24 protein-coding genes are annotated in these 24,643 nt (G+C 57.8%); 12 read left to right on the top strand and 12 right to left on the bottom strand.

Features of this window, described 5'->3' with window-relative positions; genetic code table 11:
* Positions 1-168: 168 nt before the first annotated feature.
* Positions 169-1,134, top strand: a complete 966-nt coding sequence (locus GOX45_RS15495; protein ID WP_171102055.1) for a helix-turn-helix domain-containing protein — start codon at positions 169-171, stop codon at positions 1,132-1,134.
* 1 nt (position 1,135) lies between these two features.
* Here the strand turns inward: GOX45_RS15495 and GOX45_RS15490 are convergent, their stop codons facing one another.
* Genes GOX45_RS15490 through GOX45_RS15475 form a run of 4 tightly spaced genes read right to left on the bottom strand, consistent with a single transcriptional unit; the run spans position 1,136 to position 7,177 of the window.
* Entirely contained in the window at positions 1,136-4,345 is a 3,210-nt protein-coding gene (locus GOX45_RS15490) for a 2Fe-2S iron-sulfur cluster-binding protein (protein WP_171102054.1), read from the bottom strand.
* Between the two features lie 12 nt (positions 4,346-4,357).
* Positions 4,358-5,662 carry a TRAP transporter large permease gene (locus GOX45_RS15485; protein WP_171102053.1) on the bottom strand — a complete coding sequence of 435 codons (1,305 nt, stop codon included), beginning with the start codon at positions 5,660-5,662 and terminating at the stop codon, positions 4,358-4,360.
* Entirely contained in the window at positions 5,662-6,195 is a 534-nt protein-coding gene (locus GOX45_RS15480; protein WP_171102052.1) for a TRAP transporter small permease, read from the bottom strand. Before GOX45_RS15480 ends, GOX45_RS15485 begins: the two co-directional genes overlap by 1 nt.
* A 4-nt stretch (positions 6,196-6,199) precedes the next feature.
* A complete protein-coding gene (locus GOX45_RS15475) occupies positions 6,200-7,177 on the bottom strand; it encodes a TRAP transporter substrate-binding protein (protein ID WP_171102051.1) in 978 nt (325 codons plus the stop codon).
* 131 nt (positions 7,178-7,308) lie between these two features.
* Between GOX45_RS15475 and GOX45_RS15470 the strand changes: the two genes are divergently transcribed.
* From GOX45_RS15470 to GOX45_RS15455, 4 genes are all read left to right on the top strand, one after another.
* Positions 7,309-7,758 (top strand): MarR family winged helix-turn-helix transcriptional regulator, encoded by a 450-nt coding sequence (locus GOX45_RS15470; RefSeq protein ID WP_171102050.1) that lies wholly within the window; start codon positions 7,309-7,311, stop codon positions 7,756-7,758.
* A gap of 240 nt (positions 7,759-7,998) precedes the next feature.
* On the top strand, positions 7,999-8,382 hold the full coding sequence (locus GOX45_RS15465) for a nuclear transport factor 2 family protein (protein ID WP_171102049.1): 384 nt from the start codon (positions 7,999-8,001) through the stop codon (positions 8,380-8,382).
* A 115-nt stretch (positions 8,383-8,497) separates the two neighbouring features.
* Complete coding sequence (locus tag GOX45_RS15460) at positions 8,498-9,409, top strand: MBL fold metallo-hydrolase (RefSeq protein ID WP_171102048.1); 912 nt, start codon at positions 8,498-8,500, stop codon at positions 9,407-9,409.
* A gap of 143 nt (positions 9,410-9,552) precedes the next feature.
* Positions 9,553-10,917: an amidase family protein gene (locus GOX45_RS15455; RefSeq protein WP_171102047.1), complete on the top strand. Its 1,365-nt coding sequence runs from the start codon at positions 9,553-9,555 to the stop codon at positions 10,915-10,917.
* 16 nt (positions 10,918-10,933) lie between these two features.
* Here GOX45_RS15455 and GOX45_RS15450 read toward each other — a convergent pair whose 3' ends face one another.
* Positions 10,934-11,839: a LysR family transcriptional regulator gene (locus tag GOX45_RS15450; protein WP_171102046.1), complete on the bottom strand. Its 906-nt coding sequence runs from the start codon at positions 11,837-11,839 to the stop codon at positions 10,934-10,936.
* A gap of 92 nt (positions 11,840-11,931) precedes the next feature.
* On the opposite strand from GOX45_RS15450, the gene GOX45_RS15445 reads away from it, so the two are divergent.
* Both GOX45_RS15445 and GOX45_RS15440 read left to right on the top strand, forming a co-directional pair.
* Positions 11,932-12,552 carry a glutathione S-transferase family protein gene (locus tag GOX45_RS15445; protein WP_171102045.1) on the top strand — a complete coding sequence of 207 codons (621 nt, stop codon included), beginning with the start codon at positions 11,932-11,934 and terminating at the stop codon, positions 12,550-12,552.
* Between the two features lie 59 nt (positions 12,553-12,611).
* Positions 12,612-14,699, top strand: coding sequence for a pyridoxamine 5'-phosphate oxidase family protein (locus tag GOX45_RS15440; protein ID WP_171102044.1), 2,088 nt, complete (start codon positions 12,612-12,614; stop codon positions 14,697-14,699).
* Between the two features lie 9 nt (positions 14,700-14,708).
* On the opposite strand, the gene GOX45_RS15435 is transcribed toward GOX45_RS15440, so the two are convergent.
* The gene (locus GOX45_RS15435) at positions 14,709-15,317 is read right to left on the bottom strand and encodes a TetR/AcrR family transcriptional regulator (RefSeq protein ID WP_217350479.1); all 609 of its coding nucleotides are present in this window, start codon (positions 15,315-15,317) and stop codon (positions 14,709-14,711) included.
* Positions 15,318-15,390: 73 nt separating this feature from the next.
* On the opposite strand from GOX45_RS15435, the gene GOX45_RS15430 reads away from it, so the two are divergent.
* From GOX45_RS15430 to GOX45_RS15410, 5 genes are read left to right on the top strand one after another with little or no spacing between them, the layout of a single operon-like run.
* Positions 15,391-15,921, top strand: coding sequence for a redoxin domain-containing protein (locus tag GOX45_RS15430; RefSeq protein ID WP_171102043.1), 531 nt, complete (start codon positions 15,391-15,393; stop codon positions 15,919-15,921).
* Positions 15,922-15,930: 9 nt separating this feature from the next.
* Positions 15,931-16,317, top strand: coding sequence for a nuclear transport factor 2 family protein (locus GOX45_RS15425; RefSeq protein WP_171102042.1), 387 nt, complete (start codon positions 15,931-15,933; stop codon positions 16,315-16,317).
* A 3-nt stretch (positions 16,318-16,320) separates the two neighbouring features.
* On the top strand, positions 16,321-17,517 hold the full coding sequence (locus GOX45_RS15420; protein WP_171102041.1) for a multidrug effflux MFS transporter: 1,197 nt from the start codon (positions 16,321-16,323) through the stop codon (positions 17,515-17,517).
* A 14-nt stretch (positions 17,518-17,531) separates the two neighbouring features.
* The gene (locus GOX45_RS15415) at positions 17,532-17,978 is read left to right on the top strand and encodes a DUF4440 domain-containing protein (protein WP_171102040.1); all 447 of its coding nucleotides are present in this window, start codon (positions 17,532-17,534) and stop codon (positions 17,976-17,978) included.
* 21 nt (positions 17,979-17,999) lie between these two features.
* Entirely contained in the window at positions 18,000-18,431 is a 432-nt protein-coding gene (locus tag GOX45_RS15410) for a nuclear transport factor 2 family protein (protein WP_171102039.1), read from the top strand.
* Positions 18,432-18,539: 108 nt separating this feature from the next.
* Here the strand turns inward: GOX45_RS15410 and GOX45_RS15405 are convergent, their stop codons facing one another.
* The 6 genes from GOX45_RS15405 to hmgA are packed head-to-tail and all read right to left on the bottom strand — an operon-like array spanning position 18,540 to position 24,606.
* Complete coding sequence (locus GOX45_RS15405; RefSeq protein WP_171102038.1) at positions 18,540-18,728, bottom strand: DUF2783 domain-containing protein; 189 nt, start codon at positions 18,726-18,728, stop codon at positions 18,540-18,542.
* A gap of 7 nt (positions 18,729-18,735) precedes the next feature.
* A complete protein-coding gene (locus GOX45_RS15400) occupies positions 18,736-20,361 on the bottom strand; it encodes an FAD-dependent oxidoreductase (protein ID WP_171102037.1) in 1,626 nt (541 codons plus the stop codon).
* A 42-nt stretch (positions 20,362-20,403) separates the two neighbouring features.
* Positions 20,404-21,354 carry an MBL fold metallo-hydrolase gene (locus tag GOX45_RS15395; protein WP_171102036.1) on the bottom strand — a complete coding sequence of 317 codons (951 nt, stop codon included), beginning with the start codon at positions 21,352-21,354 and terminating at the stop codon, positions 20,404-20,406.
* 5 nt (positions 21,355-21,359) lie between these two features.
* Positions 21,360-22,613 (bottom strand): fumarylacetoacetase, encoded by a 1,254-nt coding sequence (gene fahA, locus GOX45_RS15390; protein ID WP_171102035.1) that lies wholly within the window; start codon positions 22,611-22,613, stop codon positions 21,360-21,362.
* A complete protein-coding gene (gene maiA / locus GOX45_RS15385; protein WP_171102034.1) occupies positions 22,613-23,251 on the bottom strand; it encodes a maleylacetoacetate isomerase in 639 nt (212 codons plus the stop codon). The genes fahA and maiA overlap by 1 nt, the downstream gene beginning before the upstream one ends.
* The gene (gene hmgA / locus GOX45_RS15380; protein ID WP_171102033.1) at positions 23,248-24,606 is read right to left on the bottom strand and encodes a homogentisate 1,2-dioxygenase; all 1,359 of its coding nucleotides are present in this window, start codon (positions 24,604-24,606) and stop codon (positions 23,248-23,250) included. Before hmgA ends, maiA begins: the two co-directional genes overlap by 4 nt.
* Between the last annotated feature and the right edge of the window lie 37 nt (positions 24,607-24,643).

Genomic DNA, 24,643 nt, shown 5'->3' with positions numbered 1-24,643 from the left:
TCCCTGTTCTTTTTTCTGACAGTGAGGCTGGCAGGAATCTTGCGGTTCTTCTTAGCTGCATGGGCCAAAAAACTTGTGAATTTGGGACAATGCTGGCCCGAAATTACAAGACCTTTGCAATTATTTCGTTTTGAAACTATCTTCGTTTTATCCAAACGCGGGGGCGGGATGCCGTCAGAGACGCATATCTACAGTACGGAAAGCATTCGGCCGGATCAGCGTTTTGATTTCTGGCGCGATGTCATCTGTGATGCCTATTTGCCGATCACTTGCATGACCCCAAACCGTTCAGAGTTTCATGGCCAGATCAGTTTGACGCGGTTGCCGCGTCTGAACCTGTCGCGGGTGTCGGGCAGCCCGCAGCATGTCAGGCGCAGCAAGTCCGAGATTGGACGTGATCGTGACGCCTATTTCATGATCAGCCTGCAGCTGTCCGGAACTGGGGCGGTGGTGCAAGCTGGGCGCGAGGCGGTTTTGGCAGCGGGCGATTTTGCGGCCTATTCGACCATTGAACCTTATGAAATCCGCTGTGAAACAACGGTTGATCAGCTGATCCTGCAGGTTCCGCGTTCTGCCATGCTCGCCCGGTTGCCACAGGCAGATCTGCTGACAGCGCGACGTATTCAGTCCACAGATGGGTTGGGCGGTATGCTGTCGTCGCAAATACGCCAAAGCGCCGATCTTGTGGCCGAACAATCGGAGCTCGTACAACAGCACATGCGGGATTTGATGATAGATTACGTGGCCACTGGCCTGTCATCCTTGGCACCGTCGTCTCTCGAACTCAGTCGGCCCGAGCAACTATTGCTGAACCGCGCCAAAGCCTATGTGAAGGCCAATTTGCGCGACCACGATCTGAGCCGGGATAGCGTAGCCCGGGCCATGGGGATGTCGGCTCGCAACCTGTCGCGCGTGTTTGCGCGCGAGGGTCAGTCGATCGCCGGTTTCATCCGAGCGGCGCGGCTCGAGGCCATTGCCTTGGACCTGGCTGATCCAAGACTTCTCCGCATGTCGGTCACGGAAATCGCACTCAGATGGGGCATGCCCAACGCGCAGCATTTGTCCCGTCTGTTCAAGGAAACCTACGGGGTGTCGCCACGCGCCTACCGGGTTGAACAGCAGAAGATGCAGTGAGTCACAGATCGATTTCGATTACCCCGTCAGCCTCGGCTGTGCGGCTCTGACACAGAATGATCGAACCCTCTCGCTGCGCTTTGGACAGCACGAAATCACGGTGCTCGACTTCGCCTGACACCAGGCCGCATTTGCAGACACCGCAGATACCGTCGCTGCATTTCACGTCGATGGGGATGCCGGCCTCAACCAGAACGTCGGTGGCTGTCTTGTCGGCTGGTATGTGGAATTCTTTGCCACTGCGGGCCAGCTTGAGCGTAAAGTCGTGATTGACGTAATCGGGCGCTTCGGGGACCGAGAAATATTCCAGATGCCGCGCCTCTTCCGGGAAGCCCGCGCGTTCAGCTGCCTCCAGCACGCTGGTCATATAGCGGTCAGCGCCGCAGGTATAGACATGCCAGCCGGGCTGGTACCCGGCCATGATCCGATCCAGATCGGCCCGCGTGCCTTCATCACTGACATGCAGCTTGACCCGGTCGCGCCATTCAAACCCTTCGATATCCTCAAGCAGACCCATGGTCTCACGAGAGCGGCCTGAATAATGCAGCTCGAAATCAGCCCCTTTGGCAGAAAGCTCATGCGCCATTGCGATCATCGGGGTGATGCCGATCCCGCCCCCCATCAGGATCGTTTTGGTGGCCGTAGGTTCCAGCGGGAAATGGTTGATCGGGTGTGAGATAAAGACCCGGCGACCCTCGGTGAAGATGCGGTGCATCAGCTTCGAGCCCCCGCGCCCCTCATCCTCGCGCAGCACCGCGATCTGGTATTTCGTCCGGTCAGCAGGGTCACCCGACATCGAATACTGGCGCAGGAATTCGGGCGCGACCACGATGTCCAGATGCGCACCGGCCTGCCATTCGGGCAGCACTCCGCCATCGACCGGGGTGAATTCGTATTTCATCACCCCATTTGCCGTGGCTTCGGCCTTGGTGATGATTGCGGGGATCACAGGGCTTTCGCCATCGGCGGTGTATTTGTGAATGACACTGTCATCCCCCTGGGCGCGGCGGTCCTTGTATTCCTGAACCGAGACCATCGCCTTATAGGCCTCGATTCCCGCCTCGCGGTCCATGTTGAACGGATAGGGGTGGGGATGCGGTGCCAGCGGTGCGGGATAAACCGCAAGCGTCTGATCTTCGAATTTCAGATCCAGATCTTTTTGCAGTGCGCGTTGGTTGGTGGGCTCTTTGGTGGGGCGGTAACCGCCATCCTCCTGAATCTCCAGATCCCACCACCATTTCTTGACGGGATTAAGCGTACCATTGTCGACATAGTCATCCAGCTTGGCCAGCGCCGGTGCCAGTTTTGGCACATTCATTGCCGCCCAGCGGAAGGGGCGTTCCTTGAAGATGCCCTCAAGGTTCCACGGGCAGGTCTTCATGCAACGCCCGCACATGGCGCCACCTGGCGTGGTGACGCGATAGGTGGCGCATTTCTGGCTGTCGGATTTCCAGATCTCATAGCCGTTGAACATGGTCTTGGGCCCGGCCGTGATCGCGCCCGAGGGGCATTCGCGCGCGCATTTGTTGCAGCTTTCGCAGAAGGTTTGCAGCCCAAAATCAATCGGCTTGTCATGGGCCATTGGCAGCGTCGTGGTCACCGTGCCCGATTTCAGCCGGGGGCCCAGATAGGGGTTCAGGATGACCTCACCGATACGGCTGACCTCACCCAGACCAGACAGCAGCAACAGCGGCGGCTGCAACACCTCGCCATCCATCACCGTATGGGCCTTGGCCTCATATCCCAGGTTGCGGATCTGCTTGGCAATGACACCACCAAGTAGCGAAAACCGTAGATAGGCGCGCATGGATTGAACCACCGCGATCCAGTCATCGCCGGAGGAGCCTTCCATCGTCTCATAGCCCTGATCGATGATCATGTTGATCGATTGATCATGGGGCGGGTTCAGCACCTCGCCGCGCGCGTCATGGCTGTACCAGGCCCAATCGGGACAGCGTGAAATGCCAACCGCGTCGATGCCCAGCCAATAGCTGGTCGCCTTGACCAGATCGGCGGCCTCTTGCGGGTCGAGCGTGAGCTTTTCCGGCGCAGGTTCACCGTCTTGCAACAACACAAACGCTCCCAGGGCTCGCCGTTGTGCCATGGATGGCGCGGCTTTGCGCACATAAAGCCCGCCGGTGGCAGCTTCTTGCACCTTTTTGCCCATATCGCCGAACTGCGCGCGGGCGAACATGTCGGCGCGTTTGGGCACGCGGGCTACGTTTTCTTCGTCGATATAGGTGGTGGGTTCGTCGACCCGTTTGAGATTTTCAAACGGGTGCGCCCCGTCGACAAAACGCCGTTTGGCAAAAGGAACGGCGTTCATCGCGTTTTTCGCCGATGCAGTGCCAAATTTCCAGGCGGTGCCAAAGGCGGATGCGGGCTGTTCCGAGCGCGGGGCCAGCGGGGCGTCAGGCGCAAATTCGAACGTGGTGGTGACGGCGGCAAGGCCAAAGCGCGCGCCTACGTAAGGGTGCGCAAGAACGCCATCTTCGACTGTTGCCAGACCGGCCTGAACCGCCAGTTTGTTCAGATCGACGTCCGAGCTGGACACCGTATGGCCACGCGCGTCAAAGCCCAGAAGACGCAGATAATTGGCCAGCACAACGGCGGTTTCAGACGCCAAAAGTCCCGCCCGATGGGCCTGCGCATCCTTGATCCAGCCAGTGCCGACCTCATCCTGATCTGGGTCGCGCGGGTTTTCATAGAGAAACACCAGACAGTGGGTGTGGCCGTCGATACTGGTCGGCGGAGCCTCCATCGACTCTTTCAGATCTGCCATGATCATGTCGATGCCAGCGGCCAGAGTTTTGGTCTGACGCGTTTTCAGGTCATGCGCCAGCCGCGCAACGTCGGGGTTCTGATGGGGGTGTTCCAGCACTGCCTCGGGCGGCAAAAGGCAAGTGCCGACCACAGCGGCATCCGCGAAATAGCCAAAGGATTTCAAATGATCCGCGCGCTCTTGCAGATCACTTGGGGTCTCGGCCACCGCCTTGTTGATCAGCCCGTCGCGGATCGCGTCCAGCATCGCCTGGTGTTCGCGCATCGCGTTCACGATCGACCTTGGATCAGATGGACGCGCATAAGATAGATGCTGCGCCTCTGGCACAGACCCCAGATCGGGGGCGCCGGTGGCCCGCGCCAGCAACTCGGTCGGGTAAGGACCCATGTGAACCGGGCGGTGTTTGTTTGAGAAAAAGCGCAAAGTCATTGGCTATGGGCCTTAGTTGAACATTGTATTGGGCAGCATCAGCGCGATATCGGGCACTGCCAGGATTACGACAATTGCCATAAGCATTGCGAACCAAAACGGCCAGATGCCACGGAAAATTGTTGCCATCGGAACGTCGCGGGCAATTCCCTTTACGATAAAGACATTCACCCCGACGGGCGGTGAGATCAGCCCCATCTCAAGCGCGATAACAGCCAGAACGCCAAACAGGATCATATCCACACCCAGCGGCTCAAGGATAGGTTGAACCACCGGAATGGACAGCACCAGCATGGCAAATCCGTCCAGGAACATGCCCAGGATGATGAACATCACCAGAAACGCAATCACGACGTGAAGCCCGGTGAAGCCCTGCGCCTCGACCCAGGAGGATAGGACAAAGGTGATGGACGTGAAACCGACAAAGGTCTTGAAGATGAAGGCCCCGAACAAGATCAGGTAAACCGATCCCGTTGCCCGCAGGGTCGAGCTGAAGACCTCGTTCATCGCTTGCAAGGTGCATTTCCCGCGCAGGGCCGTGACAACAAGGGTCAGCGCAGCGCCGATCCCTGCGGCTTCGACTGCTGAGAACGCTCCGCCATAGATGCCGCCAACGGTCAGCAGGATGATCCCGACCATGACACTGGCGCGTCCAAGCGAGACCCATTTTTCCCGGCGGTCCACATCTTCGGAAAGTGACGGCGCTTTCGACGGGTCCATACGGACGACGATCCAGATGGCGATGATAAAAAACAGAGTCAGCATCAGCCCGGGCAAGACACCGGCCATGAACAACCGACCAATGCTTTCTTCGGTCAGAATCGCATAGACGACAAAACCGGCAGAGGGCGGGATGAGGATCCCCAGAGTACCGCCTGCAGCGATCGAACCGGTGGCCAGCCCGTCGTGATAGCCAAACCGGCGCATTTCAGGCAGGGACACGCGGCCCATGGTCATGGCAGAGGCCAGGCTTGAGCCAGAGAGCGCCGAAAACCCCGCGCAGCCGACCACCGCAGCCGATGCCAGCCCGCCACGGAACCTGCCCAACCAATTGTGGGCGGCGGTATAGAGATCCCGGCTGAGGCCAGAGACCCCTGCCAGATTGCCCATCAGAACAAAGAGCGGGATGATCGTGAGGGGATAGCTGGTGGCCTCACTGAAGATCTCGCGCGCCAGCGAGGGCAGGGCGGCTTGGGGGCGGATCAGCCAGATGCCCGCTGTGCCCACCACCATCATGGCGATGCCCACCGGGGTTCTGATGTATAGCAAAAGCAGAAGGGTGATGAACCCAAGTGCGGCAATCGTCGTCAGGTCCATTATTCTGCAACCTCATTTGGGTCTTCACCGGCCCAATGGACCAGCCCGCGTGCGATCTGAACCAGCAGCGTCAGGGCAAAGAAACCCAATGCGATGGCCAGCGCGTAATAGAACGGAGCGTGCGGGATCGTCAGGTTGCCCGTGACATTGCCGCAGGCCAGTCCGCAGTTTCCCTTTTTTATCAGCTCGCTGGCCGCCAGGATCAGGATGATAACTCCGACCCCGCGCGCGATCAGATCGGTCCAACGCCGAACCTTGCGACCGAAATGTTTGGGCATGATGTTGACGGTGATATGGTTGTTCTGGGTGGCCCCAAAGGCGACTGCCGCCGCAGCCACAATCGCCGCCGTCATGGATGACAGATCCTGAAGCCCAAAGATCGGATCAACCAAAATGTAGCGCCAGATGACCCCAACCACAGTCAGGGTCATCAAAAGCAGCACTCCGACCGAGCCGATCAGGACAAACACATAAGAAAGCCGGTCCAGCCAACGCTGGGCCGAAGTGTGAAAGCTATGTGATCGGCCCTTCATCGGATCAGTCCTGGACCATCAATGTCATGATGTCGCCCACGGTCTTGTCCCCGGCAGGCTGAGCCAACAGCTCGGGCAGTACCGCGTCGATCACGGCTTGCATCTTGGCGCGTTCTTCATCGCCGATGTCGATGATCTCTAGCCCCGACTCTTCAGCAAGCGCCATACCCTTGTCGGAGATTTTGGCATAGGTTGCACCGGCCTGGGCCGAAAGCTCTGAGGTCGCGACCTTTTCTACCGCGGCCTTTTCCGAGTCGCTCAACCCGTCGAAAACTGCCGCAGACATGGCCACCGCAAACGAAGATGCGCCACCGGGGATGTCGGTGGTGACGTAATTTCCTGCTTCGTGCAGCTTGAACGAGCCGATCCCTGCTGGGTCGATCATGACGCCGTCAACCACTCCGTTGGCCAGCGCCTGGTTGATCTCGCTGACCGGCAAAGCAACCGGAGAAGCGCCGAGAGCTTCCAGAAACGGCGTGCTGGTCGGGTCGACCACCCGAATGGTCATCCCTTTCAGGTCATCAACCGTGCGAACGGGCTTGTCCCGTGTGATCAGCACCGGCGGTGAGTTGGCCCAAAGACCAATGATTTTGGCGTTGTATTCCGTTTCAAGCTCGGGGCGGGCCTTGTTGATGGCCGTCGTGCAGCTGATCGCGTCCACACAGATACCGGGCAACCCGATCACGGCGGTCTTGGGGAACAGTTTGTTGGTAAAACTGGGCAGCAAGAACGCCATATCGGCGGTTCCGTCCAGCAACAGGGAATATTGCTTTGGCGGGCTCTGGTTCAGCGCGCCACCGGGAAATTGTCTGACCGTCAGTTCCCCATTGCTCACCTCTTCCAGCATTTCGCCCATGGGCGTGAAATAGCCTGCGTTCATCGGGTGTTTTGGGCCCATGAAATAGGCAAGAGACAGTTCACTTGCGGCAGCCGTTACAGGAACCAATGCTGCAAATGCCATCGCCAATAGTGGATGCTTCATGTTCTTCTCCCAGCTGCAAGTTGCTGGCAGTCATAGTTATCAACGTAAACAATTAAATCAAGAAAATATTTGCACTAAGCTTTTTGGGCCCGTATCATGGGCATGTTTCTGGGTGACAATGAAATTGAAAAATGGCGAAAGACTATAAATTACAAGAACGTCTGGGGTTTCGGCTTAGTCGGCTATCGAAGATGATGCAGACAAGGCTCGAGTTCAGTTTGCGAGAGCATGGGGTCACCAGGCTAGAATGGTGCATCCTGTCCGGCGTTGCGTTGGAGGGGTATGATTCACCTTCAGAACTGGCCGATCACATTGGCATAACGCGGCCGGCTGTCTCGCGTCTTCTCAAGGGGCTTACCGAGCGTCGTTTGATCGAACGTGCTTTGATAAATTCAGACGGACGGTCCCGGAAGCTTACAGTCACCAAACAAGGAATGGACAGCGTTACGAAGTGTTTGCCGCTTGTCGAAAGCACGCAGGATCATTTCACCAAAAAGCTTACGGCCGCGCAGCAGTCTGCACTGAGTGAGACGTTGGATTTGATGCTGTCCGGTGAGGATACGTCTTTTGAAGACTTGTAGGGTTGGGGTTTAGATCCTTGGGTGCGTCGGGTGGCTGACGTTTCGAAACAAGAGCTACCGCCATTTTATATTTCTACCGATTGAAATAAAATATTGACACAAAAAACGCCGCCTATATTTTTGTATCGAACGTTATACAAATAGCGACCGGAAGATCTGGTGGTTTTGCACCGCCTGGGTCGCGTCAAAACGATGGCCGTCTCGAGGAATAGAGCGGTCCAATCAGTAAGGAAGCCCGGCATGTCACCAGATTCACCGCAAGCAAAAGAAGTGCGCAAAACTATCGAGCAGCTAATCGAAGGTGCCAGCTCCAACGATTTCTCGGTCCTTGATCGCATTTATCACGACGACATGGATATTTTCATGCTGGCGCCCGGATGTGAGGTTCAACGCGCGAACAAAGATCAGTTCAAGGCGCAAGTGATCGCAAAAACGAATGAAGCGGCGGAACCTCAGACCTGGGCAAAATACCATGTAGTCGAGGCCGACGAAGAGCGCGGGCATGTCGTGATCAGCCGAAAGGTCAATCTGACGGACGGAACACAGATCATCACGCTGTCGATTGATCTGGTGCTGGAAGACGGACGTTGGCAGATCATCCGCGAGGTCATTTCGCTGTCCTGACGGCGAAATGGGAAACCGTTCTGCATTCCACTGATTGCACATCCAGACGGGGCAGGGGCGACCTGAAAGACTGGTCGCTGTGCCCGAAATCAACACGACTTGAAAGGAATTCACCATGAATCATGCGTCGCTCAACCGTCGCCAGACTCTGGCCGGGCTCACGGCTTCGGCAGCCATGCTTGCTGCTGGTCGGGTACAAGCGTTTTCCGATGTGGCGATCGGCAACGCGACGCTGACTGCGTTGTCGGATGGCTCGCTGACGGTCCCTCCTGTGCTTTTTACAGGACTGGCCGAGGCTGATGCGGCTGCATTGGGTGAGACCGTTCAGCTTGCGGCCAATACCTATGCCTATCGGAGTGGAGACCGCGTGTTCTTGTTCGATGCGGGTTCGGGAAGCGATCACTATATCTCGCAGCAATTCCCGATGGTTGGACAATTACACGCTGATCTCAAGGCAGCGGGAATTGCAGCCGACGAGGTCACGGATATTGTGATCAGCCACATGCATATCGACCATATCGGAGGGTTGGTCGCAGGCGGAACTCCTGTCTTTTCTAATGCCTCGGTCCACCTGTCCGAGGCGGATTGGAACTTCTGGAACAACGAAGACCTGCCCGCCTCAGTGCCTGATCAGATGAAACCGATGGTCAACGCCGCACAACTGGTCAGTTCGATCGTGAAAGAGAATGTGGTGACCCACAAGGCCGAGGCCGATCTGGGCGAAGGCGTCGTTCTTTTGCCGACGCCAGGCCACACCCCGGGACACAGTGCTGTAATGCTGACCTTGGGGTCGGAACAGATCATGTTGATCGGTGACGCGATCGTGTCGGACAAGGTGCATTTCGCAAATCCCGACGCAGGCTGGGCGCTTGAGTTTGACAAGGCTGTCGCCGCCCAGACCCGCAAATCCATTCTGGATCAGGCTGCCACGGACAAGATCAGAATAGCAGGAAGCCATCTGTCGACACCCGGTATCGGCTTTGTCGAAAAGGACGCAAGTGCCTACCGTTTTGTTCCGACCAGCTAAGGCTATCAAAGAAACACCCAGAACATGGGTGTTTCTTTCCTCTCCGGTGGAAATCGTTCCGTAATAACGAACAGTCCTTAGAGGAGGGGCCATGTTTCGGAGGCGATCCAACCGCCCACAATAAGCATCAGGGAGAACCAACGATGACGTCAGACCAAACAGGATTTGACCTTGCCGAAAGCGTGATGCCCTTGGCCAAGGCGCGCCATCTGCGCGACATGCTGGGTGCGCAGGCGCTGTACGACAAGGTTCTAAAGACGGCACGTGCGGCTGAGGGTAACGCGGTGATCGCCACCTCGGATGCAGCAGCATTGCTGGCCCAAGGGCCGCTGGCGGGGATCCCGTTTGGTGTCAAAGACAATATCGACTGTCTGCCGTTTCCGACAACTGGTGGCTCGCCCGGTTTGTTGGAAAACCTTCCTGAGGTCGATGCGCCCCCGGTCGCGCGGCTGAAAGCAGCAGGAGCTTACGTTCCCTTCAAGCTGAACCTGCACGAGCTGGCCTTTGGCATCACGTCGAACAATGCGCATTTCGGAGCGGTCTCGACGCCCTTTGATCCCACGCGCGTGGCTGGCGGGTCCTCGGGGGGCAGTGCGGCTGCGGTGGCACGGGGGCTGATCCCCTTTGCGCTTGGGACCGATACCGGTGGATCAACCCGTATTCCGGCTGCGTTTTGTGGTGTGGTCGGCTTCCGGCCCAGCGTCGGGCGATATCCTGACGGCGGTGTCCTGACGCTCAGCACCACGCGGGATACCGTTGGCCCGATTGCGTCCTGTGTGGCTGACCTGCAGGAAGTCGATGGCCTGATCGTACCGGATGACAGTGAAACACCGGGCATCGACCGTCCTTTACGGATCGGGCTGATCTACCGGCACGCAGGGCTGTCGAACGCAGTAGACGCGCGGTTCGAACAGGCGGTCACCGCGCTTGAAGCCGCCGGGCTGGCCCAGTTTGTCACCCTAAGCGACACCGTGTTCGACGGGCTTGAACAACAGATGGGGCAAGCCATTGTGGTAAACGAAGCCCATCGGGTCTGGACTGATTTCTGTCAGAACCGGTTGGGTAAATCCCTGACCGAATTTGCGGAAACGATTGGCAGTCCCGATGTGCGCGGCGTGTTTTCCGCGCTTCCCGATCTGTTGGAGCCAACGGCCGAGCCCTTTGCAGCGGCGCATGCTGGTGGGGGGCTAGCGCGGCTAAGGTCTGCCTATGCCGATCTGTTTGATCGCGAAAGCCTGGACCTGATTGCCATGCCCACGGTGCCGGTTCAGCCTCCGCTGATTGGCGAAGATGAGACAATCGAAACCGATCAAGGTCCGCAGCCAACCTTTCCGACTGTTATTCGCAACACCTCGCTGGCCAGTCTGACGGGGGCGCCGTCGCTGTCACTGCCAGCAGGGCTGGATCGCGACGGCTTGCCGGTGGGATTCATGGTCGAGGCCCGCGCCGGCCACGACCGCTTCTTGCTGGCGGCGGCCGCGCGGTTAGAGACGATCCTGAAACGCTGAACCCAATGCCTGATGCTTAGATTTTGCCCAACCGGGCTGCGATGCCTGCAAGCGTGTCGCGCCAATATTTGTGGCGCGATGACGTTTGGTTGCGCGCATGCCAGAACATTGCGATGTCCAACCCCTCTTGCAGCCAGGGTGGATCTACTCGGTTCAGGCCTTGCGTCGCCAACTGGCGCGGCAGGGTGGCGATGATCGGAGTACCGCGGATCATGTCCAGCGCGCTGTCGAAATCCGAGACCTGTATCGCAACATGCCGAGACCGATGCATCTTGGCCAAGCGGCGATCGACCCCGAAACCAGCATCCGGGCCAAAGGCAACGCGGGCCTGAGGCCGTTCGCAGAAAGCGTCAAGATTACCCTGTTCCAACGGGTGGTCGGGATCGAAGTAAACCGCATCCGTAAGCGTAAAAAGCTTGCGTTGCAAAATTCCATCGCCGCTTTCGGCAGCCACTGGCATGATAACGATGTCGACCGAGTTCTGTCGCAGCCGTTCCGACATCTGAAACGCCGAGCCGATGGAATAGATCTCGACCGAAAGCCTTGGTGCCACCTCAAGCGCGTGGTGCAGAAGGCTGTTGTAGAACAGGCCGCGTTCGACAGAGGTGCCGGTCAGGCGCAGAACGCCCTGATCCTGCGCTGGGTCGTAGTCTTGCGGTTCAAACATTTCTTGCAGATGGCGCAGAGAGGCCTCGACGGCTGGAAACAGTTCCTGCGCGCGCATGGTCGGTTCAACCCCGTTGCCGCTGCGCACAAATAGGGGGTCACCGATCCGTTTGCGCATCTGATCCAGCCAATAACTGACAGTTGACTGGTTCATATCCAGCATTTTGGCCGCGCCCGATAACGACCCCGCCTGCCGAATGGTCAGCAGGATACGCAACTGACGACCATCAATCTCAAGGTAATCAGATTCTTCCATAGTTGCTATCTATATCATCCAATTACCTGCGGGCCAGGGTTTTGCTATCTCATGTTGCATCGTTTCGAAACTCATCTCACAGGGACCGCATCATGAAACTCTATGGACACCCGCTTTCGGGAAACACGCACCGGGCAAAGGCTTTGATCGAACTACTGGGCGTAGACTATGAATTCGAGCTTGTTGACCTGAAAACCGGGGCCCACAAAACGCCCGAGTTTCTGGCGCTGAACCCGTTGGGGCAGGTGCCTGTATTGACTGATGGTGAGCTGGTCTTGCGCGACTCCACTGCGATCATGACCTATATCGGTGAAAAATATGACACCGAAGGCCGCTGGTTCCCCAAGGATCCGACTAAGCGCGCGCAAGTGCAGGAATGGCTGTCGGTGGCCGTGAACGAAGTGCAGAATGGCCCGTTCATGGTTCGTGCAATCAAGCTGTTCGGCGTTCCGGCGGACGCAGACACCGCTGCCGCAAAAACTACCGCGCTGTACAGCACCTTGTTCGAGCCGCATCTGACCGGCCGCGATTGGTTGGTCGGCGACACGCCGACGGCTGCTGATTTGGCCTGCTATGCCTATGTCGCGCGGGTCACCGAGGGCGGGTTTGACCTGTCCGCATACCCTGCGATCAACGCGTGGATTCAGCGGGTTGAGGCCATCGAAGGCCTGCCGCCGATGGTCCGTATCGAAGAACTGATGGCCGCTGGCTAACAGCTAAACGCTGGAACCGGGCATGCTGGTTCCGGCGCTTCAAAACAGGGGCAGTTGCAATGGCACTTTCTGGTTGGGACAAAGAGGTTTCACCCTATCACCCCGGTGAGATTGAGCTGCACTCCCGGTTGGGCCGCCAGGAAAAGCAAGAGAAGATGGGGCGCTTCATCCACCGCCCCTATATGCCGGATCAGCACCGCGAATTCTTTGCGCAGCTTCCCTTTTTCATTGGCGGCAGCGTCGATTCAAAGGGTTGGCCCTGGGCTTCGATCCTGTTTGGGAACCCCGGATTTGTCTCAACGCCCGATGACCGAACGCTGTCAATTTCGGGTTCTGCCGTTCAGGGCGATCCCTATGGTCAGAATGCAGTGGCCGGATCTCCGGTCAGTTATGTCGGGATCGAGTTGCCGACCCGCAGGCGCAATCGCGTCAACGGGGTGGTACGCCATCAAGAAGACGGGCGCACGGTGGTGGATGTGGTCCAGTCTTATGGCAACTGTCCGCAATATATTCACACGCGCAAGCCGCACTTTACCCGTGATCCACTGACTTCGACGACGGTAGAAAAACAAGCCTTCACCGATCTGGATGATCACGCGCGCGCCGTGATCACCAAAGCCACGACGTTTTTCGTCGCCAGCCACAATCCACGCGATGATCAGCGCATCAATGGTGGTGTTGACGTCAACCATCGCGGCGGAAATCCGGGCTTTGTCAAAGTCGAAGGCAATACGCTGACGATACCCGATTTTATCGGGAACTTTGCCTTCAACACTTTGGGCAACTTTCTGGTCAACCCCAAGGCAGGCCTTCTATTCATCGATTTCAACAGTGGCGATCTGATCCAGCTGACCGGCAAGGCCGAGCTGCTTTGGGACAAGACCCAAGAGGTCGAAGCCTTCAAAGGGGCCGAGCGTGCGTGGCGCTTTCACCTGGATCACGGGCACCGTCTGGTTGCGGCTTCTCCGCTTCGGTTCGACGCGGGCGAAGCTTCACCCAATACAAGGCTCACCGGCGATTGGGTTCAAGCCCAGGCAACGCAAGAGGCCGAGGCCGCGCGCAAGGCGTGGCGCCCCTTTCGAGTGACACGCATTGTAGATGAAAGCAGCGTGATCCGTTCGTTCTATCTTGAACCTGCCGATGACAAAGGGCTTTTGACCCCCAAGCCCGGGCAGTATCTGACGATCCGAGCCCGCCCCGAGGGCTGGACGCGTGACGTGATCCGAACCTATACCCTGTCTTCCTCCCCCTCGGACGGGTACTATCGGATCTCGGTCAAGCGCGAGGAAGCCAAAACCGATGCCCCCTCGGGCGCGATGTCGACATACCTCCATGAGACGCTCAAGCCAGGCGACACGATTGACACGCGCGCGCCGAATGGTCGGTTCTGCATCGATACCGCCGAAACGCGTCCGGCGGTGTTGATCGGGGCGGGTGTGGGGATTACGCCGTTGATTTCCATGGCCCGACAGGTTGTCTCAGACGGGTTCAGCCGCCGCCATTTGCGCCCTTTGACGGTGTTTCACGCGGCGCGCACGACGGCCGAGCGAGCGTTTGTCAAAGACTTCACCAAGTTGCGGGACGATACGCGTGGCGCGTTGCGCTATGTCTCGGTGATCTCGCGTCCGGCGCCGGACGAAAAGGCCGGCCGCGACTTTCACTTCGAGGGCCGACTGACACCGGAAATCCTGCAATCCCTTTTGCCATTGGCCGACTATGATTTCTTCTTGTGTGGACCACCGGCCTTTATGCAGACCACCCACGACATGCTGCTTGCTCTGGGTGTGCCGGACGCGCGTATTCAGGCCGAGGCCTTTGGTCCGGCTGCGATCCAGAGGCAACGGGCGGAACCGTCACAGCGCGAGGTTTTTATACCCCCGCCAAGTGCGATGGTCCGGTTTGCGAAGTCGAAGATCAACGCCGAGTGGACACCCAAATCAGGCAGCTTGCTGGACTTGGCCGAAGCCCAGGGCCTGACTCCGAACTATGGCTGCAAAAGCGGCAATTGCGGCAGCTGTGCCGTAAGGCTGCTCCGCGGTTCAGTGGGCTATCCAACACAACCTGAGTTTCCCCTGGAAGAGGGTGAAGCGCTGATCTGCTGTGCCGTTCCGGCGGATGAGACAGAGTTTTTGCAGCTTGACCTGTAAACAACTCGCTTAGTGGCTGAGGATCATCTTTACCCGGTTGTCCAAATCACGCAGCAGATCTTCGGCTTTCCAGCCCGCGCGTCCTCGGAACATATATCCCTGTCGGATGTCGTACAGCAGCGCGGCCCGTTCAAGAGACGGGAAATCCGGTGGCAGAGTGCCCTTTTCCTTTTCCCGATCAAACCGTTGCGCCAGCCGTTCATCGGTATCCTGTATGGCGGCCTGCACCCGCTCGTCTACGCCTTCGACCTGACCGATATTGGTCGATACCGAGGATGCGAGAAAGCACCCTTTGGCACCATATCCGCTGTCGGTGGCATAGTGGATCACTTCTTCAAGAAAACCACGCACCGCTTTTTCGATATCTTCTTCGGCCTCGAAATCGACCACAGGTTTGCAGCCATCGACGTTGGCATATTGATCAATTGTCTTGAGAAACAGCTCTCGCTTGTCACCGAAGGCGGCATACATGCTCGGGCCGGTAATGCCCATGGCTTTGGTCAGATCCCTGAGTGATGCACCGTCGTAACCTTTGGACCAGAACACCGACATGGCGTTCAGCAAAGCCTCTTCATAGTCGAATTTACGCGGTCGCCCGACTTTTTTTGTATCGATCAATATATATTCCTTGACACCTGTTGTTTGTGGGTATTTATATATCGACCAATAAATAAATCAAGGATCAAGATCGATGTCATCCAAACTTGAAGCTGGACAACCCTTTCCGGCCGTCACAGTGCCGCTGCTGAATGGTGGTGAGGCGGATCTTTCCAAGCCAGCCGACGGGCATGATTGGAAAATGATTGTCGTCTATCGCGGCAAGCATTGCCCGCTTTGCACCAACTATCTGGCCGAGCTTGAGAGCCTGCGGGACGGGATCTCGAAAATCGGCATCGATGTCGCCGCCGTGTCCACCGACAGCGAAGAGCGGGCCAGCGATCAGATGGCGCAGGTCAAACCAAGCTATCCGGTCGGTTATGGCCTGAGCTTGGAAAAGGCCAGAGAGCCGGGCCTTTATATCTCGGGCGTTCAGAATGGCATGAATGTCGAAGCCCCCTTCGCCGAGCCGGGCCTGTTTATCGTTAACGAAGAGGGCAATCTGCAATTGGTGGACACCTCGAACGTGCCCTTTGCGCGCCCAAGCCTTGAATCCGTGCTCAGAGGGATGACCTGGCTGCGCGGGCAATCCATGAAATTCCCGGTGAACGGCTCGCATCAATAAGGAACGGAAATGTCAGTAGAAGCAATCAAAGCTGCGGTTGATGAGCTGATCGCGGCGGGGACGTCTTTTGACGTTCAAGCGTTGGATCGGATCTATCACGATGACATGCGTGTGGTGATGATCGACATGGATGGCAATGTAAACGAGGCCAACAAGGCCGCTTTCAAGGGCTTGTTCGAGGCAAAGAAAGCGGAAGGAGCCGCGCCTCTGAACACCTGGGCTCAGTACAATTCGGTGACGGCCGAGGACGAAGTTGGTCATGTCATGATCACCCGCAAAGTCAACCTGATGGGGCAGGATCAGATCCTGATCCTCAGCATTGACCTCATCTTTGAGGACGGGCGTTGGCAGGTCACGCGTGAGGTCATCTTTGCACGCGACGATAACGAAGGCTGAACCATGGAACAGAGCAAGCTGAGACTTTTGTTGGTGCTGGGGCTTCTGACCTGTCTGGGTCCGTTGGCCATCGATATGTACCTGCCCGCCTTGCCAGCGATCTCGGACGATCTGGGCGCGGACACGGGCGCGGTGCAGATGACATTGACCGCCTATTTCCTTGGGTTTGGGCTGTCTCAGCTGATCTATGGGCCTTTGGCGGATCAATATGGGCGCAAATGGCCGATGTTTGCCGGTGTCACGATCTTTGGTCTGGGTTCGGTCTTGTCGGTCGTCGCGCCGTCGATCGAGGTTCTGACCCTCGCGCGGTTGGTACAAGGTATCGGCGGGGCGGCTTTGATGGTCATCCCGCGGGCTGTTGTGCGAGACAGATTCACCGGTACGGACGGGGCGCAGCTGATGGGGTTCATGATGATGATCGTCAGCGTCTCACCAATGCTGGCACCCTTGGCGGGTAGCGGTGTGCTGGCTTTTTCCGGGTGGCGGGGCATCTTCGTTCTGCTGGCCGTTATGGCTGCGGTGGGATTGTTGATCATCACCTTTCTGTACCGCGAAACCCTGCCACAGGAAAATCGCGTGGTGTTCAACCGGCAGAGCTTTGTCGAGGGCACCGGACGCCTGTTCCGCGATGGTGAATACCTAAGCCTGACCTTTATTGGCGGCTTCGCCATGGCCAGCTTCTTTGTGTTCATCGCCTCCGCCTCATTCGTCTATACCGGAGAGTTCGGTCTGACACCTGCCGGGTTCGGGTTGGCCTTTGCTGTAAATGGCGTTGGGTTCTTTATTGCGACAATGGTTTCAGGAAAGGCCGGGGCGACTTTGGGCATGCATCGTCTGGTCCGTATCGCGATCACGTGCTTCTTTGTCATCACCCTGAGCCTGGTGGCACTGACGCTGGCCGATCTTGTCACGCTTTACCTGCTGATCACCCTCTTGGTCATGGGGTTCTTTTGCCTTGGCCTGACCATTCCCACGGTGATGGTTCTGTCGCTTGAGAACCACGGCGACATTGCGGGCCTTGCCTCGTCGTTGGGTGGCACGCTTCAGATGTTCACCGGGGCCGGAATGATTGCCATCGGCAGCCCGGTTTTCGACGGCACAACTCTTCCCATGGTCAGCGCCATTGCAGCCTGCGGAGCAGCGGCATTTGCCCTGACCCGCACAAGCTTTCTGCGCCAACCCAATCTGCAAAACTCCTGAGAGAAGGAATGAATATGAGATTTTTGACCACCTTGGCTGCAATCGCGCTTAGCGCGACGGCGGCACTTGCCGATATCAAGAAAGAGGCAGAAGAAAGCCTGATCGCGCTGAACGATCAGTTCAACCAATATGTAATCGACAAGAATGTTGACGGCCTTGTCGGTCTTTACGCCGAAGATGCGCTGTGGATCGAACAGGGCAAACCCGTGGCGCAGGGTCACGACGCGATCCGTCCGGTTTTTGCCTTCATGGCCGAAAATGACGGGGTGAACGATCACTCGATCGACCGTCTTGAAATCGCCGAAGATGGTTCGCTGGCGGTCATGGTCGGTACCGCGATTGTAAAGGTTGAGGCCTTCAATCTGGATACGACCGGCACCTTTCTGTTCGTGCTGAAACCCGAGGGCGACAGCTGGAAGATCGTCACCGATATGTGGCACCAACACCCGCCCGCCGAATAATCCGTGATGCAAGGAAGAACCATGCGTAAACTATTGACTTTGGGGGCGTTTGCCCTGACCGCCACAGCTGCTTTTGCGGATGATCCTGTCGCTGAACTCAATGCTGTGAACGATGCGTTTAACGCGGGCATTGCCGAACAGGACGTTCAGGGGCTTTTGGGTCTTTACCGGGAAAACACAATGTGGATCGAACCGGGAATGCCAATGACCGAAGGCTTGGATGAAGCTCGGAAACTGTTTGAGTTCGTGACGTCGAAAAACGGTGACGTCACCCATTCAATCAACCATCTGTTTGTGTCCGACGACACCTCGCTGGCTGTCATGATCGGTGATGTGAACGTCAAAATCGAGTCCGCCGGAATCGACGGGTACGGGACGTATCTTTATGTACTTGATCAGGTCGACGACGAATGGAAGATCATCGGCGACATGTGGAATCAGGTGGCAGAGTAAAGCCGTAACCTGAAAGCCATTATTCCCCACGCCGCTTGTGTTCCAAGGGTGTGGGGTTATGGTCTTTGTTTTATGAACACTGCCTTAAGCGCCAATGAAGACCAGCGCTTAGCCCTTACAGAGTTCAAAGGCCTCGCGTAGAACCTTCGTGTCGCCAATATGGTTGGACAGAACCAATATCAGCTTGGCATTCAACGCTTCGCTTTCGTCGTCTGTCAGCCCTTCGTGCAGCTTGATCAGATCAGAATAGAACGCATCGGGCGTTTCAATGTTTGGTTTGGTGATCAGGTGGCCCATATCTGTCTTATCCTTTTCCGCAGGCGGTACGAAGTGCCTGGCGCAACGCATCGCTGTCAAAGCGGTCCCACCGGGCGGTGACATGCTGATCAGGTCGGATCAGGTAGACGGCGGACTTTGCATCGCCCAGATATCTTTCGGACAGGACGCCCGTCGGATCGTCTGACGCCGACAAGGCAAGCCGCGACACTGTGATACCGTCATCCTCAAAGCTGTCGGGTGCATCGGTGTCGATGGTCAGCAAGATAAACCCGTCCCCCATTTGGTCCAGCAGGAACCCTTCGCTTAGCGGCGCATCAGGGCAAGGGCTTCCGACCCGAGTACGAGACGGGCCTCCAGTCAACGCGTCTTCACCGTTCAGCGACAGCCCGTCATAGGTGCAGGGCAGGGACAGCCTACCAGAGTTCACCAGCGGTCGCGCGAATTCCTGCGTTTTGGCCAGATCCAGAACCGCATTGCGGAAGGTATGGCTAATCTTGGATTTGGGCGTGATGAAATCGGTAGAACGGGTCGAGTTCAGAATATTCTCATCCGCGCCATAGGCCCGTTCTTCGTTATAGCTGTCGATCAGGCTTTCAGGCGCTTTGCCAGCAAGCACAAGGCCCAGTTTCCAGCCCAGATTGTCGACATCCTGCATCCCAGAATTCGCGCCACGCGCGCCAAACGGGGATACCTGATGCGCTGCGTCTCCGGCAAAGATCACACGGCCTTTGCGGAAGTTCTCCATGCGGCGGCATTGGAACGTATAGATCGAAGACCACACGATGTCATATTCCACATCCTCGCCCAGCATCGCATCCAGACGAGCGCGGATGTTTTCCTCTTTCATTTCTTCCTTGCGGTCGACATCCCAACCGATCTGGAAATCGACCCGCCACACGTCATCGGGTTGCTTGTGCAGCAAAGTCGAGGCACCCGATTTGAAATAGGGCTCAAACCAGAACCACCTTTCGGTGGGAAACTCGGTCGATTTCATTTTGATATCGGCAATCAGGAAACTGTCCTGGAACACCCGACCTTCAAAATCCAGCCCCAGCATATTGCGCAGGGGTGAGCTGGCGCCGTCGCAGCCGATGACCCAATCGGCCTCAAGCTGATAGGTGCCGTCGGGCGTCATCACATCCAGCACCACATGGTCGTCTTGCGCATCTACCGCATCGACGCGGTTTTTGCCCCGGATCTGAATCGGCGCGCCCTTTTCCTGCTCGGCGCAGATCTGTTCGAACAGGAATTTTTCAAAATAGGGCTGCTGAAGATTGATGAAGGCCGGATTGCGGTGACCTTCCTCGGGTAGCAGGTTGAACTCATAGACTTGTTCCGCGTCTTGGAACACTTTGCCCAGGTTCCACACCACGCCCTTGTCCCGCATCGGTGCACCACAGCCGTAGCGATCCGCAATCTCCAGCGTGCGTTTGGCGAAACAGATGGCGCGGCTGCCCATGCCAATGCCTTCGTGGTCGTCCAGGACAACAACGGGGATCCCCTGCCGTCCCAGATCAAGCGCTGTGGCCAACCCAATTGGCCCGCCGCCAACAACCACTACAGGATGGCGTACGGCTGAATCCACGTCCTGATCCGCAGATCGGGCGTAGGGATAGAGTTTGAATGCAAGTGTATAACGATCGTCGAACACTGGAATTCCTTTCTGACCAAGTGGGGTTGGCGGCTGAGTGGATCAGCCCTGAAGCTGTTCCCACATCTCGATATCGCGCTTGTCGGTCCAGATACGTGGCGTGTCGATTCCGCGGGCTTCGTCATAGGCGCGGGCGACGTTGAACGGCAGGCAGTGTTCGTAAATCGCGTAATCGGCGAATTTCGGGTCACATTCTGCGCGCACGGCGTCCCAGGCCTCTTTCAGGCTGCCACCACGCGCAGCGACCTTGGCGGCCGGGCGATAGGTGCTTTCGACAAAATCGCGGGTGTTTTCGATGGCGGCGTTGACCATGTCGTGCCCAACCAGCGCGTCGCCGCGTCCGGGTGCGATGGCGTCCACATCATAGGCTTTGATATTGTCCAGGGTCTGGCCCCAGTCACCAAAGTGACCATCGCCGCAATAGCAGGCCGAGTGGTATTCGACGATGTCACCGGTGAACATCACGTTCTGATCGGGTACATGGATCACCGCATCACCCGCCGTGTGGGCCCGGCCCAGATGTTTGATATCGACCCGGCGATTGCCCAGATAGACGGTCATACTGTCGCTGAAAGTGGTCGTTGGCCAGGTCAGGCCGGGGATGCTCTCATGGCCTTCAAAGAGGCGCGGGAAGCGTTGGAATTCGCTGTCCCAATCCTCTTGTCCGCGCTCCACAACCATGGACCGCGCCTTGTCAGACATGATGATCTGATCCGCCCCAAAGGCCGAAGCGCCCAGAACGCGCACCGCGTGGTAATGCGTCAGCACCACATGGCTGATCGGCTTGTCGGTGACTTCGCGGACCTTCTCGATCACCTTGCCGGCCAGGCGCGGTGTCGCCTGCGCTTCGACAATCATCACGCTGTCATCGCCGATGATTACGCCCGAGTTTGGGTCGCCCTCGGCAGTAAAGGCATAAAGCCCTTCGCCGATCTCATCGAAGGTGATTTTCTTTTCGGTCAGGTCGCCTTGCGAGGCAAATGCTTTGGCCATGGGTTTTATCCTTTGAATGGGTCGTCGAGTGCTGGCAGCACCGTGCCGGTGCACGTGCCAAATCCGATCTGATAGCCGTCGCCTTTGGCGGCGCCGTGCAATGTCAGGGTGTCGTTGTCTTCGATAAAGCTGCGGGTGGTGCCATCCGCCAGCGTCATGGGTTCCTTGCCGCCCCAGCTGAGTTCCAGCAGAGACCCGCGATTGTGTTTTTCCGGCCCCGAGATGGTGCCCGACCCCAGCAGATCACCCACCCGCATCGGGCAGCCCGAGGTGGTGTGATGCGCCAGTTGCTGAGCGGCAGAGTAATACATCTCGTTATAGTTGGTCTCGGCAATGACGCTGGCATCGCCACCTTCGGGCGTCAGCGTTACCTGCAAGTCGATATCGAACAGCATCGGGGTGGTGTCGCGCAGATGTGGCAAAAGCTCTTTCTCGCGCGCGGGCGTTGCGCAGCGGAAGGGTGCCAGAGCGGCAGCGGTGACGATCCATGGGCTGATCGAGGTGGCGGTCGCCTTGGCCTGGAACGGGCCCAGCGGCTGGTATTCCCAGGCCTGAATGTCGCGCGCCGACCAGTCGTTCAGCAGTACATAGCCAAAGATATTGGCATCCGCCTGATCCACCGTGATCGGTCCGTTCGAGGGCTGACCGACGATTGCGCCCATCTCAAGCTCGATGTCAAAGCGCTGCGACGGGCCCCAGCGCGGCGCGTCATCATTGGGGCCTTTCAGCTGGCCCCACGGGCGACGGATGTCGGTGCCCGAGACCACAACGGATGAGGCGCGTCCGTTATAGCCAATGGGGATATGCAGCCAGTTGGGGGGCAGCGCGTTTTCCGGGCCACGGAACATGGTGCCCACATTGAAGGCATGGTTCTTGCCTGCGTAAAAATCAGTGTATTCCGACACGGCGATGGGCATATGCATTGTCGCATCTGCCTGCGCCACCAGCATCGGGGTCAGTTTGTCCTGGTCGGCGTTGCCCTCGGCCAACAGCGAGGTCAGCGTTGCGCGCAAGCGGGCCCAGGCCTCGGACCCCAGCGCCATAAAGGCGTTCCAGGTCGCAGCGGTCAAAGCGCCACCGAAATCGACCAGACCGGCCTCTTCCAGCGCGCGCATGTCGAAGATCTGATCCCCAATGGCCACGCCGCATCTGGGTGACAAAGTGGCAGTCGAGAAGACGCCATAGGGCAGGTTGTTGAGGGGGAAGGGTGTGTCAGCGCTGTTGGCGCTGTCCACCCAGGAGTTCATCAGTTGTGTCATTAGGAACCTATCGCGTCAGGTTGTTGATCAGGATGGGCGGCAGCAATTTCCGGCAGGCCAAGACAGGCCTGTTCGACCCGGGTGATCTTTGGGAACGGGCTCAGATCCACACCCCATCGGTGCGCATTGTAGACCTGCGCCACCAGACACAGATCGGCCAGATCGGGGGCCTCGCCAAAGCTGAATGTACTGGTATCGGATAGCTGCGGCTCAAGCGCGTTGAACCCTTCGGTCATCCAGTGATCCATCCAGTCGCGCGCCTGTTCGGGTGTCGCGCCATAGCGTGACTTGAGTTGCCCGATCAGGCGCAGATTGTTCACCGGATGGATGTCCAGCGCCACGGTATGCGCCGCCGCAAGAACCCGCGCGCGCTGCGCAGGCTCCTCGGGGATCAGACGCGGCGAGGGGAAAACCGCGTCCAGATAGTCGATGATCGCCAGCGACTGAGTCAGAACGGTACCATCATCCAGAACCAGCGTCGGAACACCTTTACCCGGGTTCAGCCTTACATAGTCCTCGGCCTGCTGCGCGCCTGCGGTCAGATCCACCGGGATCGTCTCATAGGCCAACCCCTTGAGATTCAGGGCTGCGCGCACGCGGTAGGATGTTGTTGAACGCCAGTAACTGTAGAGTTTCATTTCAGACCCGGCGTGCCGTCGAACTTCTTCTCGATATCCGCCCAGCAATCGATGTAGTCATCCTGCAGCGGTGCTTCTTCACCGGCGAAGCGAGTCAGATGCTGTGGAAAGCGGGTTTCGAACATGAAGGACATGGTGTTGTCCAGCTTGTCAGGGCCCAGATTGGAGTTGGAGGCTTTTTCGAACGCTTCCTTGTCGGGCCCGTGCGGCAGCATCATGTTATGAAGGCTCATGCCACCTGGAACAAAGCCCTGCGGCTTGGCGTCATATTCACCATAGATATTGCCCATCAGTTCCGACATGACGTTCTTGTGGTACCAGGGGGGACGGAAGGTATCTTCCATCACCATCCAGCGTTCGCGGAACAGGACAAAGTCGATATTGGCGGTGCCGGGCTGCCCCGAGGGCGCGGTCAGCACGGTAAAGATCGACGGGTCGGGGTGGTCGAACAGGATCGATCCAATCGGGCAATAGTCGCGCAGATCATATTTCACCGGCGCATAGTTGCCATGCCAGGCCACCACATCCAGCGGGCTGTGGCCAATCTTGGTTTCGTGGAACTGACCGCACCATTTGATTGTCACGGTCGAGGGTGCCTCGCGGTCTTCATAGGCGGCGACGGGGGTCTTGAAGTCGCGCCGGTTGGCCATGCAGTTGGCCCCGATCGGGCCCCGGCCCGGCAGTTCGAACTTCTGGCCGTAATTCTCGCAGACAAAGCCGCGCGCAGGGCCGTCCAGAACCTCGACCCGATAGAGCAGGCCGCGCGGGATGATGGCGATCTCCTTGGGTTCCAGATCGATGATGCCCAGCTCGGTGCAGAACCGCAGACGGCCCTCTTGCGGGACCACCAACAACTCGCTGTCGGCGGAATAGAAATAGCTGTCCACCATGGACTCGGTGACCAGATAGATATGGCTGGCCATACCCACCTGTGTGTTCACATCACCCGCTGTGGTCATGGTGCGCATGCCGGTCAGCCAGGTCAGGCCCTGATCCGTGTGGGGGACCGGATCCCAGCGATACTGACCCAGGCTGGTTACGTCTTCGACAATATGCGGTGCCGATTTCCAATAGGGCAGGTCGATTTTTTCATAACGATGCGAATGCTTCACAGACGGGCGGATGCGGTAGCACCAGGTGCGCTCGTTCTGATGGCTGGGCGCGGTAAAGGCGGTTCCGCTCAGCTGTTCGCCGTATAGGCCATAGTTCACCCGCTGCGGGCTGTTCATGCCTTGTGGCAAAGCGCCGGGCAGCGCCTCGGTTTCAAAGTCATTGCCAAAGCCCGGCATGTATCCGGGAACTGTGCCAACAGGGGTTTGCGCCTGTGTGAACGCGTGGGGGGCGACCTCGTTCATCTCGTAACTCCTCATCTGAGTATCCGGCATAGATTCG

The sequence above is a fragment of the Ruegeria sp. HKCCD7255 genome, from assembly GCF_013031565.1.
Taxonomy (GTDB): domain Bacteria; phylum Pseudomonadota; class Alphaproteobacteria; order Rhodobacterales; family Rhodobacteraceae; genus Ruegeria.
This window is presented reverse-complemented; position numbering and strand designations above follow the sequence as displayed.